The 13,064-nt window shown below is 71.2% G+C and carries 9 protein-coding genes and 1 pseudogene; 8 read left to right on the top strand and 2 right to left on the bottom strand.

The window, feature by feature from the left end; genetic code table 11:
- A pseudogene (locus FLL47_RS17560) lies at positions 1 to 914 on the bottom strand (hypothetical protein); the annotation flags it as partial.
- Between the two features lie 163 nt (positions 915 to 1,077).
- Between FLL47_RS17560 and FLL47_RS17565 the strand changes: the two are divergent.
- Positions 1,078 to 2,826 carry a helix-turn-helix transcriptional regulator gene (locus FLL47_RS17565; RefSeq protein ID WP_144121637.1) on the top strand — a complete coding sequence of 583 codons (1,749 nt, stop codon included), beginning with the start codon at positions 1,078 to 1,080 and terminating at the stop codon, positions 2,824 to 2,826.
- Positions 2,827 to 3,203: 377 nt separating this feature from the next.
- On the opposite strand, the gene FLL47_RS17570 is transcribed toward FLL47_RS17565, so the two are convergent.
- Positions 3,204 to 3,950: a phosphoglyceromutase gene (locus FLL47_RS17570; protein ID WP_144121638.1), complete on the bottom strand. Its 747-nt coding sequence runs from the start codon at positions 3,948 to 3,950 to the stop codon at positions 3,204 to 3,206.
- A gap of 143 nt (positions 3,951 to 4,093) precedes the next feature.
- Between FLL47_RS17570 and FLL47_RS17575 the strand changes: the two genes are divergently transcribed.
- From FLL47_RS17575 to FLL47_RS17605, 7 genes are all read left to right on the top strand, one after another.
- On the top strand, positions 4,094 to 5,383 hold the full coding sequence (locus FLL47_RS17575; protein WP_144122030.1) for an MDR family MFS transporter: 1,290 nt from the start codon (positions 4,094 to 4,096) through the stop codon (positions 5,381 to 5,383).
- 73 nt (positions 5,384 to 5,456) lie between these two features.
- Complete coding sequence (locus FLL47_RS17580) at positions 5,457 to 6,713, top strand: MDR family MFS transporter (protein ID WP_144122031.1); 1,257 nt, start codon at positions 5,457 to 5,459, stop codon at positions 6,711 to 6,713.
- Between the two features lie 8 nt (positions 6,714 to 6,721).
- Entirely contained in the window at positions 6,722 to 8,059 is a 1,338-nt protein-coding gene (locus FLL47_RS17585; protein ID WP_246158130.1) for an MFS transporter, read from the top strand.
- 220 nt (positions 8,060 to 8,279) lie between these two features.
- Positions 8,280 to 9,182, top strand: a complete 903-nt coding sequence (locus FLL47_RS17590) for a MurR/RpiR family transcriptional regulator (protein ID WP_144121640.1) — start codon at positions 8,280 to 8,282, stop codon at positions 9,180 to 9,182.
- Positions 9,183 to 9,418: 236 nt separating this feature from the next.
- Positions 9,419 to 10,843 carry an N-acetylglucosamine/diacetylchitobiose ABC transporter substrate-binding protein gene (ngcE, locus tag FLL47_RS17595; protein ID WP_186315784.1) on the top strand — a complete coding sequence of 475 codons (1,425 nt, stop codon included), beginning with the start codon at positions 9,419 to 9,421 and terminating at the stop codon, positions 10,841 to 10,843.
- Between the two features lie 140 nt (positions 10,844 to 10,983).
- Positions 10,984 to 11,973, top strand: coding sequence for a carbohydrate ABC transporter permease (locus FLL47_RS17600; protein ID WP_144121642.1), 990 nt, complete (start codon positions 10,984 to 10,986; stop codon positions 11,971 to 11,973).
- Between the two features lie 12 nt (positions 11,974 to 11,985).
- Complete coding sequence (locus FLL47_RS17605; protein WP_144121643.1) at positions 11,986 to 12,915, top strand: carbohydrate ABC transporter permease; 930 nt, start codon at positions 11,986 to 11,988, stop codon at positions 12,913 to 12,915.
- Positions 12,916 to 13,064: the final 149 nt, after the last annotated feature.

Below are 13,064 nucleotides of genomic sequence, written 5' to 3' on the forward strand. Positions count from 1 at the left end.
GGGGCCGGTGCGGGCGGCGCGGGAGCCGGTGCGGGCGGCGGCGCGGGAGCGGGCTCAGGGGCCGGCTCGGGCGCGGGTGCGGGCTCCGCGGGCTCGGCCGGTTCGGCGGGCTCTGCGGGCTCCGCGGGCTCGGCGGGCTCGGCCGGTTCGGCGGGCTCGGCCGGGTGCAGGTCGAGGTCCGGGGGCAGGTGGATCGGGGGGATCCACGGGCCCGGCGGGTCCGGGAGGGGCTCGAGCTCCGGGAAATCCGAAAGGTCGAGGTCCGGCGGCAGATGGAGCGGCGGGATCGGCGGGCCCGGGTCCGGTTCGGGCGTCAGCGGGGGCAGCCCGAAGTCCGGCGGCAGCTGGATGATCGGCGGGACGATCGGGTCCGGCTCGGGGTCGGGGTCGAGCTCCGGGAAGTTGAAGTCCGGCGGGAGCTGGATGATCGGCGGGATGATCGGGTCGGGCTCGGGGTCCGGATCCAGCGGGATGAGTTCGAGGTCCGGTGGCAGGTGGAGGGCGTCCGGCAGCGGGAGTGGCGGCGGAGGCGTCGGGTCCTCCTCGGCGTCCGGCGTGAGATCAATGGGAGTGAGCTGGATCGGCGCCAGGTCGGCCGGAGTGAGCTCGGTGGGCGGCAGCGGAGCGGTCGGCTCGTCGTCCGGCGCGTCCGGCAGCTCCGGCAGGACGGGGGTCAGATCGGCGGGGGTGAGCAGGCTGCCGAGGCCGCCGGTGCCGATGCCGGACTTGGACAGGCGTACGCCCAGGGCGGTGGGTCCGGCACCGGCCGAGGCGTCGGCGAGGCCGCGCAACTGGTCGGTCTCGTCGGGGGTGAGACCGTACTGGGCGGCGACGGCGTCCGGATTGGCCCGTGCGTGCCGGGCGAACTCCGGGTCCACCGCCATCCTGGCGATGAGATCGCGGAACTGGGACATCGGAGGCTCCCTTTCGATGGGAGGGCTTCGTGCGGGGGCGTTGGTGCGGGGGGTGTTGCGAGGTGAGTTCACGCTAGGTCCGCTAGGGGACTGCGCACATCGCGGCGAGTACGTAACTTCTGCACCGGGGGTGCTGCGTACCGACCCGGAGAGGGGAGGCGTCGTGGATCGTCGACAGGCCGCTGAGCTGCTGCGGGAGCGTACGGGCCGATCCGTCGCGCCCCGCCTGCTGGAGCAGTTGCTGCGGCGTACAGACGCGGACCCGACAGTGTTGGCGGCGATCGCCGACCAGGTCGACGGCGACGGCGACGGGCTCCACCGGCTGCCGCTGCGTTGGCCCGAGGAGCTGGCCGAGCCGGTGCGTGCGGCGCTGCGCTCGCTGGAGCCGGGTGCGCGCGAGACGGTGACCGCGGCGGCCGTGATCGGACGCGAGTTCGACCTGGCCATCCTGGAGGGCGTCTGCCCCGGGCAGGACGTCCTGAGCGGGTTGGACGACGCCGCCGCGGCCGGGCTGGTCCGCGAGCAGGGCCCGCAGGTGTACGGCTTCGTGCGGGCGCTGGACCGCGAGGTCTGCTACGACACGCTCGGCGCGCGCTCCCGTGCGGCGCTGCACGAGCGGGTCGCCGGGGTGCTGACCCGGCTGGGCGCGCTCGGCGGGACGCGGGCGGCGACCCTGCCGGAGCTGGCGCACCACACCGCCGAAGCGGCGGCGCTGGGCGGACCCGCCCGGCTGGACGCCGCCGTCGCCGCGTCGGCCACCGCTGCCGCCGCCGCCGACGAGGAGGGTGCCTACGACCTGGCCGCCGGTTACTTCGCGCAGGCCGCGCTGTTCGCCGGTCGGGCGGGATGGACGCCGCCGCAGGCCGGTCGGCTGTTGGCGGCCTCCGGCACGGCCCGGCTACGCGGGGCAGGAAGCGCGGCAGCGCGGGAGGCGGGCCGGGCGTCGCTGACCGGCGCGCTGCGGCTGGGGCTGCGTGCGGGCGATCTGGGTCTGATCGCCGCGGCCGCGCTGGGGCTGGGTCCGCGTTCGAGCGCCGGTGCGCTGGCTGGGGCGACGGCGGTGACGGGCTCGTCCGCGAGCGCGGGTGTGTCTTCCGGGGCTGCGCCGGTGGGATCGGGGGCGGGTTCGTCCGAGGGCGCCGAGGTCCGGCAGGGTGCGGCCGTGGTGCCGCCGGATCCGGTGCGGGTGGCCGCGCTGCGGGACGCCTGCGCGGCGCTGCCGGCCGTGGGCCTGCCGCCGGAGCAGCATTCGGCGGCGGCGCGGCTCATGGCACGCCTCGCCGGCGAGCTGGGGCAGGCCGAGCTGGCCGAGCGGGCGCTGGATCTGGCCCGCGCCGCCGGAGATCCGCGGGCGGTGGCGGAGGCGCTGCTGGCCGTGGGCGGCCGCCTTGATGAGGTGGTGCGCGAGGCCGCCGCGCTGAACGACGCCGAGCTGCAGGCCAGGGCGTACGACCTGGCGGCGGCCGACGCGCTCCGGCACGGTGACCGGGTCCGCGCCGCGGCGCTGCTGGCCCGGGCGGCGGCGCTCGGTGAGGGCCGTCCCACGGCACTGGTGCGCTGGTACGCGCTGCGGGCTGCGGCCGAACTGGCCGCCCTGCGCGGCCGACCGGATCCGGCGGCGGCCGACCGGGCGCTGGCCGCCGGGCAGCTCGTCGACCCGGCCGCGGCCGAGGTGGCCGATCGGGCGCTGCGGGGCTGGTCGGGCCTGGATGCGGGGCCGGGCGGGCTGACCTCGCGGGAGCGTGAGGTGCTGGTCTGGGCCCTGCGCGGAGCGCCCGCCAAGGAGATCGCGAGCGGGCTGGTGCTCGGCGAGCGGACCGTGGAGACCCACCTGGCCAGCATCTATCGCAAGCTCGGGGTGCGCACCCGGATCGAGTTGATCAAGAAGCTGGGAGACGGTAGCTCACCGTAGAGGTTCCGGTTACCAAGTGTTACGAATGAGATTCGCAAATGACTGGACGGCCACTTGACCAGCGGCGTAGCGTCTCTCTCAAGCGCATCGCTCGATGAAACCCGGGGGATGGCCCAGCCGATCATTTATCGGTTGTGGCGCCGAGTGGATGCGCCGGGGGATGGGTGGCACCACGCCGTTGGGGGACGGCCGCCACCTGAGACCGGTCGGCCGGCCGGCGACGCTAACGGGGGTGAGCGTCGCCGCCGGCCACCGGCATGTCCAGCCTGTCGCGCCCGGCACCGGGCCGCCCAAGATCGCCCGACTTGCCTGGCACCTGTGCGTATCTTGAACTCGGATACGCCCAGGTGCCAGGCAAGTTCGACGATCAAGCAGGGTCAGCGGCCCTGGTTGGCGACGGCGGCGGCGGCTTCGGCGGCCGCGGCGGGGTCGAGGTAGGTGCCGCCCTTGGTGACGGGGCGCAGGTTTTCGTCGAGGTCGTAGCGCAGCGGGATGCCGGTCGGGATGTTCAGGGCGGCGATCGCCTCGTCGGAGATGCCGTCCAGGTGCTTGACCAGGGCACGCAGCGAGTTGCCGTGGGCGACCACGAGCACCGTGCGGCCCGTGCGCAGGTCCGGGATGATCGCGTCGTACCAGTACGGCAGCATCCGGCCCACGACGTCCTTCAGGCACTCCGTGCGCGGCTTCAACTCGTCCGGCAGCAGTGCGTAGCGAGCGTCGCCCACCTGCGAGAACTCGTCGTCGTCGGCGATCGGCGGCGGCGGGGTGTCGTACGAGCGGCGCCAGAGCATGAACTGCTCCTCGCCGTACGTGTCGAGGGTCTGCTTCTTGTCCTTGCCCTGCAGTGCGCCGTAGTGGCGCTCGTTGAGCCGCCAGCTGCGCGACACCGGGATCCAGGACCGGTCCGCCGTGTCGAGCGCGATCTCGGAGGTACGGATGGCGCGCCGCAGCACGCTGGTGTGCACCACGTCGGGCAGCAGTCCGTGTTCCTTGAGCAGCTCGCCGCCGCGGCGCGCCTCCGCCTCGCCCTGGGCGTTCAGGTCGACGTCGACCCAGCCGGTGAAGAGGTTCTTGGCGTTCCATTCGCTGTAGCCGTGCCGCAGCAGCACCAGTGTTCCAACCATGCCGACATCCTCTCTGATGGACGTCAAGGCCCTGTGACCAGCCCCACGTGACGACCACCACGTGAAATCCGAGGTGACTTTCGTCGTACCGGCGGCCTAGGTTGTAAGGCACCAGATGGGTTACGAGCATTACAGGGGTGCGTGTGCGGGGCTGGTTGGCGCAGACGGCGGGCGGACTGCCGAAGATCTTCTGGTATCTGTGGACCGGCACCTTGATCAACCGTACCGGTGCGTTCGTGATGCTGTATCTCGAGATCCACATGGTGGTCGAGTACGGCTTCTCGCCGACCTTCGCCGGTCTGGTCCTCGGGTTGTTCGGCGGCGGCATGGCGCTGGGCTCGCTGGCCGGCGGGGTGCTGGCCGATCGCTGGGGCCGCCGCTCCTCGCTGCTGCTGTCCAACGTCGCGCTCGCGGCGACGGCCGTGGTGCTCGGTTTCGTGTTCGAGCCGGTCGCGGTCGCGCTGCTGGCCGCGGTGTACGGCTTCTGGAACGGACTGGGCCGCCCCGCCTTCTCCGCGACCATGGTCGACGTGCTCGGCCCGAGCATGCGCATGCGCGGCATGAACCTCAACTACTGGGCCATCAACCTGGGCTTCTCGTGCGCCGCGGTGCTGGCCGGTGTGCTGGCGCGCACCCCGCACCTGACCGTGTTCCTGCTCAACGCGGCAGCACAGCTGGTCATGGCGGCGATCGTGTTCTGGCGGGTGCCGGAGACCCAGCCGGTCAGGGACGTCCTGCCCGGCACGGGAGGCTCCGCCGCTCCGGCGCGGTCCGCGGCCGTGCGCGTGCCGGTCGAGGGCAGCATCGCCGTGGTGCTGCGCGACCGGGTCTTCATGACGTTCGTGCTGCTCAACCTCGGTTTGTGGATCATCATCGAGTCCTGCAAGCTGATCCCGATCGCGATGCACCAGCGGGGCATGGACGCGGCCGACTACGGCACGGTCATCGCCGTCAACGGCATCATGATCGTTGCCTTCCAGCTGTTCGTGCCCAAGCTGCTGGCGGGACGCAACCGCAGCCGGGTGCTGGCGCTGTCGGCGCTGCTCGTCGGCTTCGGCATGGGCGCGACCGCGATCGCCGGCACGGTGCCCATGCTGATGCTGACCGTCGTGGTGTGGACCGCGGGCGAGATGCTGAACGCACCGGTCAACGGCACGCTGATCGCCGACCTGTCCCAGCCCGCGATGCGAGGGCGCTACCAGGGTGTCGCCTCGATGGGCTTCACCGCCGCCAACTTCGTCGCCCCGGTGGCCGGCGGCGCGCTGCTCCAGTACGCCCCGCCCGCCACGCTGTGGCTGGTGCTGGCCCTGCTCGGCATCGTCGTCGCGGTCGGTCAGCTGCTCAGCGGGCCGGTCCGCGAGCGCCGAGCCCGCGCCCTGACCGCGCCCAAGCCGGTCGTGGAAGGAGCGGACCTTGCCCCCGTCGCGGCTTGAGACTCCCCGCCCGGCCCCCGGCTCGGCCGAATCAGTCCTGGTCGCGACCGGCTCGGCCGGGCCTGAAGCGGGCCTGCCCGGCCCGGCCGGACCCGGGCCGGGTGACCGGAGCGGCGTACGGCGCTGGTTCGCGGAGACGACCGGCGGGCTGCCCGCGACGTACTGGTACCTGTGGACCGGGTCGCTGATCAACCGCGCGGGCGGCTTCGTCATCGTCTACCTGACGATCTACCTGACCACCGTGCAGGGCTTCTCGCCGACCCGGTCCGGGCTGGTGCTCGGCCTGTGGGCGGCGGGCGGCGCGATCGGCACCCTGGCCGGCGGCGTGGCCGCGGACCGGGTGGGGCGGCGGATCACCCTGCTCGTCGCGCACCTCGGCGGCGTGCTGCTGCTGGTGTCGCTGGCCTTCGCCCAGGGCTTCTGGATGATCGCGCCGCTGACCTTCCTGTTCGGCCTGGTCGGCGAGGCAGCACGGCCGGCCTTCCAGGCGATGATGGTGGACGTGGTGCCGGCGAAGGACCGGCTGCGCGCGTTCACGCTCAACTACTGGGCCGTCAACGTGGGCTTCGCGGTCGCCGCGACGCTGGCGGGGCTGGCCGCAGCCGCCGACCCGAAGCTGATCTTCCTGGTGAACGCGGGCACGGCGCTCGCGCCGTTCCTGTTCATCCTGCTCAAGGTGCGCGAGCCGCAGCGGGAGCGGCCCGCCGTCGCGCCGCACGGGCCGGTCGCGCGGGTCGGCATCGGCGTGGTGCTGCGCGACCGCGTCTTCCTCGGCTTCGTCGCGCTGAACGTGCTGATCTCGTTCGTCTTCATGCAGCATTTGTCCACGCTGCCCATCGCGATGACCGGCGACGGCATTTCGGCGCAACAGTACGGCCTGGTCATCGCGCTCAACGGGGTGCTCATCGTGGCCGGGCAGCTGTTCATCCCCAAGCTGATCCGCTCGTACGAGCGCTCGCACGTGCTCGCCGTCGCGGCACTGATCATCGGGCTCGGCTTCGCGCTGACCGCGTTCGCCGATTCGGCCGCGTTCTACGCGATGACCGTGCTGATCTGGACGGTGGGCGAGATGCTGAACTCGCCGTCGAGTTCCACGCTGACCGCGGCGCTGTCGCCGGCCGCCATGCGGGGTCGTTACCAGGGGGTGATGTCGTTGTCCTGGTCGGTGGCCGGATTCGCCGCACCCGTGCTGGGCGGGTACGTGCAGCAGCACCTCGGCGACGAGGCACTGTGGCTGGGCTGCGGTGTGATCGCTATCGTCGCGGCGGCCGGCCAGCTCTGGGCGGGTCCGGCCCGCGAGCGGCGGGCACAGGCGCTGCAGGCTGTGTGAGGGTGGGTATGCGGTTCGTTCGGGAGTCGGTGGCCGGGCTGCCGCGTACCTTCTGGATGCTCTTCTCGGCGATGCTCGTCAACCGCGTGGGCGCGTTCGGCATGCTGCTGCTGCCGATCTACCTGACCACGGCGCGCGGCGCGTCGGTCGCGGTGGCCGGGCTCGTGGTCGGCGCGTACGGGGCCGGTGGCGCGGGCGGCACCCTGCTCGGCGGGGTGCTGGCCGACCGCTGGGGGCGTAAGGCGACATACCTCGCGGGCACCGGCACCGCGGCGATGCTGATGGTCGGGCTGGGCCTGGCCCGTCCGATCTGGCTGATCGCCGCGCTGGCCGCCGCGGTGGGCCTGGCGCACTCGCTGCCCGGCCCGGCCACGGTCGCCGCCATCGTCGACGTGCTGCCCGAGGCCGACCGCTCGCGCGCCTTCAACCTGCAGTTCTGGGCGTTCAACATGGGCAGCGCGATCGCCGCGGCGCTGGCCGGTGTGATCGCCGAGTTCAGCTTCCTCGCCCTGTTCCTCATCGACGCCGGCATGACCGCGCTGACCGCGCTGCTGGTCTGGCGCCTGGTGCCGGAGACGTTGCAGCGCCGACGGCCCGTGATCGCGAAGCCGGTGCCCGGCGCGGACGGCCCGGCGATCGCGGCGTCGGCGGGCGGCGGGATGCGGCGGTTCCCGCTCGGCCGGACGCCTGCCGCAGACCGCTCCGGTGAGCGGGGCGGGCTGGGCGTGGTGCTGCGGGACCGGGTGTTCCTCACCTTCGTCGGGCTGACGTTCGTGCTGGCGCTGCTGACCGTGCAGGGGCAGTCGATCCTGCAGCTGGCGATGGAGGGTGACGGGCTGCGCCCGTCCGCGTACGGGCTGGTCGTCTCGCTGGGCGGGGCGATGATCGTGGTGGGGCAGCTGTTCGTGCCGCGGCTGATCGGCGCGCGCCGCCACGGGGTCGTGCTGGCGGCGGCGTTCGTGCTGCTCGCGCTCGGCTACAGCACGGTGTTCCTGGCCGACCGGCTGTGGGTGTACGTGGCCGCGGCGGCGGTGTGGACGGTGGGCCAGATGCTGGCCGCGCCGCCGAACGCCTCGATCATCGCCGAGCTGGCCCCGACCGCTCTGCGCGGTCGCTACCAGGGCGTCTTCTTCCTCGTGTTCCCGGCGGCGGGCTTCGTCGCGCCGTCGCTGGGCGGCTGGAGCCTGCAGCAGATCGGCCCGTGGCACTGGCTCGCGTGCGGCGCACTGGGCCTACTGGGCGCGGCGGGTCACCTGTGGACGGCCCGTCGGCGCGAGGCTCGGGCCGCGCAGATCCGCGCGGTGGAGATCGCCCCACAAGCGACGGTCGAGCCCGCTTTCGCCTGATCGGCAAGGGATCGCGCCGCACCGTCGGCGTGAGCCGCAGTGTCGTGATAATCGGGTGACATCGACTCCACCGAATAGCCGATCAGGCCCTCATCCCATCGAAGGATGTCGCAAAGTAACGGTTTGAAAACGGCCGACGTGACTGTTGACACAGCGCCAAATTAAGTAAGAATTCTTTCCACATACAGTTAACACTCCTTCCTAAAAGAGGTTGACGAACGTGGAACGAGGCGCGTACTCGACGGCAGGCACGGACAGCGTGCTCGCCCGTTTGCGCGCCAAGCTCCCGGAGTTCACCGGCGCGCTCCGGCGCGTCGCCGAGCAGGTGCTGACCGACCCGGCCGGCGCCGCGCGGGCGACCATCGTGGAGCTCGCCGAGCGTTCGCACACCTCGCCCGCCACCATCACGCGGTTCTGCCGCGCGGTCGGCTTCGAGGGATACGCCGACCTCCGGCTGGCCATCGCGGGTGAGACCGGCCGCGCCGCCCGCTCCGCGGGCTGGCTCGTCGACATCGGCCGCGAGATCGAGCCGGGCGACCCGCTGGAGCGCGTACTCGGCCAGATCATGGCGGCCGACACCCGGGCCATGCAGGACACCGCCGCGATGACCGACCTGGTCGAGGTCGAGCGCGCCGCCGACGCCATCGCCGCGGCCGAGCGCGTCGACATCTACGGCGCCTCCGGTTCCGCCCTGGTCGGCGCGGAGATGCAGTTCTCCCTGCACCGCATCGGCATCGCCGCCTGGTCCTGGCCCGACGTGCACAACGGACTGGCCAGCGCCGCGCTGCTCAGCGCGGGCGACGTCGCGCTGGGCATCTCGCACTCCGGCCAGACCCGGGAGACCATCGAGATGGTCGCCGAGGCCGGCAGCCGCGGCGCGACCACGGTCGCGCTCACCAGTTTCCCGCGCTCGCCGCTGGCCGACGTCGCCGACGTCGTGCTGACCACGGCGACGCAGGCCACCACGTTCCGGCCGGACTCGCTCTCGGCCCGCCACCCGCAGCTGGTCGTGCTCGACCTGCTGTACATCGCCGTCGCGCAGCGCACCCACGAGCGTGCGCACGCGGCGTTCCAGCGCACCGCCCAGGCGGTCGCCGGACACCGCCTCCGGGAGGTGGTGTGAGCGATGTGCATCCGCACCGCGGTATCCACCCGCACGGCTTCCGGCCGTGCCACCGACTCCGGCGCATCTGCGCCGGTAGACGCGGCGACGTCAAGCGACGCACCGCTGCGGCATCTGGTCACGCCCCGCGGCGTGACGTTTCCCGGAGCCCCCGGGGAAGCGCAACACCAGATCGAAGTGCAGCGACGCGCCGGATGGGCCCGACGCGCCGCGATATCTCGTACGAGGAGATTGTCATGACCGTAACCCCCGACAGCCCGTCGGAGCTGAACCGCCGCACCGTGTTGCGCCGGGCCGCTGCCGCTGGTCTGCTCGCCGCCCCCGCCATCAGCGCTCTGGCCGCGTGCTCCAGCGAGGACGGCGAAGGCAGCACCACCGGCGAGAAGACCGAGGCCAACCCGTTCGGCGTCGGTGACAAGCAGCCGCTGGAGGTCGCGTTCTTCAACGGCGGCTTCGGCGAGGACTACGCCAAGGCCGACGCCGCCGCCTACGAGGCCAAGTGGCCGGGCAGCAAGGTCGAACTGAAGTTCTCGAAGCTGATCCTCACCGACTACCAGCCGCGCTTCTACGGCGGCAACCCGCCGGACCTGCTCAACAACTCGTCCCCGGAGACCATCCCGGTCGGCCCGGTCATCCAGGGCGGCCAGCTGCGCGACCTCACCGAGCTGCTCGACGCGCCCAGCTACGACGACCCCAAGGTCAAGGTCAAGGACACCCTGGTCGCCGGTACGGTCGAGTCGGGCCTGTTCAGCGGCAAGATGTACACGCTGAACTACGCCTACTCGATCTACGGCATGTGGTACGACGAGGCGCTGTTCGCCACCAAGGGCTACACCGTGCCGAAGAACTGGGACGAGTTCACGGCGCTGGCGGAGAAGGCCAAGCAGGACAAGATCGCGGCCTTCACGTTCCAGGGCATCCACCCCTGGTACCTGTTCAACGTGGTGAACGAGTTCATCTGGATGGCCGGCGGCCTCGACGCCATGATGAAGATCGACAACCTCGAGCCGAACGCGTGGAAGCAGGACGCGGTCAAGGTGACCGCCGAGCGCCTCGCCGAGATGGCCGCCAAGGGCTGGGTCCAGGCCGGCGCCGCCGGTCTCGACCACACCACCACGCAGCAGGCCGTGCTCGACGGCAAGGCCCTGTTCATCTGGTGCGGCTCGTGGCTCGAGGGCGAGATGGCCAAGACCCTGCCCGCCGGGGTCAAGCTGGCCGTGGCTCCGCCGTGGAACATCTCCGCTTCGGACAAGAGCAAGTACGGCGCCGTGCACGCGTTCCCGGGCGAGGGCTTCATCGTGCCGAGCAAGGGCAAGAACCCCGCCGGCGGCCTCGAGTTCCTGCGCATGATGCTGGGCAAGGAGCAGTCGCGCAAGTTCGCCGAGCTCACCAAGTCGCTGCCGGTCGTCAAGGGCGCCGCGGACGGCCTGACCATCTCCAACGCCCTCACCTCCGCCTCGAAGGTGGCCGCGGCCGCGCCCGAGGTCATCAGCTGGCGCTACGAGGGCTGGTACGCCCCGATGGTGACGGCCGTGGGCGCCGCTGCCACGGACCTGCTGGCCGGAAAGTCCACGCCGGCGGCCTTCATGGCGGCCGCGCAGAAGGTCGCCGACGAGGTGGCCAAGGACGAGAAGATCGTCAAGCAGAAGCGCACCGCCTGATCGTCCGACGATCGGGTCTCCCGGTCACGGGTGGGGCCGGCCCAGCCGGCCCCACCCCTGCGGAACGCGGCACACCCGGTCTGTGGCTGCCCCGGCAACCCGCCCGTTCCCCTCGTTGCTGTCAGCAAAGGAACTTGATCATGCGGAACGGCAGAGCGCCCTTCATTGCAGGATTCCTCTTCGCCCCGATCCTGCTCTACGTGGTGTACGTCCTCATCCCATACGCGCGTACGGCGTACTTCTCGGTGACCGACTTCAACGGATTCAGTCCGGAGTACGGGTTCGTCGGCCTCGGCAACTACCTGGAACTCCTCAAGGACGAGGTCTACCTGCGCGCCATCGGCCACAACGTGGTCGTGCTGACGGTGTACCCCATCGTCACGATCCTGCTGGCGCTCTTCTTCGCCTTCATGCTCAACGTCGGCGGCCGGGGCGACAAGGCGGGCATCCGCGGCGTGCGCGGCTCGTCGGTGTACAAGTTCATCTTCTTCTTCCCGCAGGTGCTGTCGATCGCCATCGTCGCGGTCATCTGGCGCCGCGTGTTCCAGAGCAACGACGGCGGCATGATCAACTCTGCGCTGATGGCGCTGGGTCTGGTCGAGGAGGACAAGCCGCTGCTGTTCCTCGCCGAGTCCGACTCGGTGATCCCCGCGATCCACCTCGGCGACTTCACCCTCGACGCGCCCGTCGTGCTGATCTGCCTGATCGGCGTGGCGATCTGGGGCGGGGTGGGCTTCTACCTGGTGCTCTTCTCGGCGGCGATGCAGTCGATCCCGAAGGACATCTACGAGGCCGCCACGCTCGACGGCGCCAGCCGCGTGCAGACCTTCTTCCGCGTGACGCTGCCGCTGCTGCGCGAGCACGTCTCCGTCGCCTGGATCTACCTCGGCATCGCCGCACTCGACTTCTACGCGCTGGTCATCGGCCTCACCCCGGGAGCCGGCGGTGGCGGCCCGAACAACGCCAGCGAGGTCATGAGCTCGTGGATGCTCACCAGCGCATTCCGCAGCAGCCGCTACGACGGCTTCGCGTTCGCCTGCGCGATGGGCATGTCCATCGCCCTGCTGACGATGCTGCTGGCCGGTGCGCAGTTCCGGCTCACCCGCAGCCGCGACAAGCTCGAGTTCTGAGAGGTATACGAGATGGCTAGCACCGCCACCGCAGACGCCCCCGTCGCGGCCGCGCCCAGCGGCCCCGCGCCCGCGCCCGTCAAGCAGCGTGAGGGGTACCTCGCCAACGCCTCCGCCCACATCTTCCTCGCGGTATGGGGCCTGCTGGTGACCATTCCGCTGCTGTGGGCGGTGATCCAGTCGTTCAAGACCGACGACGAGATCATCCACGACCCGCTCGGCCTGCCCGAGCAGTGGCTCTTCGGCGCCTTCGGCCGGGCCTGGACCAAGGGCAACATCGGCGAGTTCTTCCTGAACACGATGATCGTGCTGCTGGGCAGCGTGACGCTGACCATGCTGTTCGGTGCGATGGCGGCCTACGTGCTGGCCCGCTACCCCTTCCGGGGCAACCGGGCCATCTACTGGACCTTCGTCGCGGGCCTGACCCTGCCCATCTACCTCGGCATCCTGCCGCTGTTCCTGCTGGTCCAGGACATGTCGAAGTGGCTGGGCCTGGAAGAGGTCATCGGCCTGAACACCCACCTGGGCCTGATCCTGGTGTACGTGGCGTACTCGATGCCGTTCACCGTCTTCTTCCTGCACGCCTTCTTCCGCACGCTGCCCACCACCATCGCGGAGGCGGCGTCGGTCGACGGAGCCGGGCATGTGCGGCTGTTCTTCCAGGTCATGATGCCGATGGCGAAGCCCGGCCTGATCAGCATCGGCATCTTCAACGTGATCGGCCAGTGGAACCAGTTCCTCCTGCCGACCGTGCTGATGAAGGACTCCGACAAGAAGATGCTCACCCAGGGCCTGCTGGAGCTGGCGACGAACGCCCGCTACGAGACCGACTTCGCGCGGCTGTTCGCCGGCATGACCATCGCCATGCTGCCGATCCTCGCCGTGTACCTGGGCTTCCACCGCCAGGTCCAGTCCGGCCTGACCGGCGCGACGCTCAAGTAACACCAGCTCGCCCCCCGTCGCGCCGCGCGCGCTCGCCCCCGCCCGGCCTCCCGCCCCGCTTTTACGTAGACGTTGGCCTATCTCATCGAATTTGATCGCCGAATTTTCGATGAGATAGGCCAACGTGTATGGAGGACGGGGCGGGGCGC

The organism is Catellatospora sichuanensis (assembly GCF_007483665.1).
GTDB classification, from domain to species: Bacteria; Actinomycetota; Actinomycetes; order Mycobacteriales; family Micromonosporaceae; genus Catellatospora; species Catellatospora sichuanensis.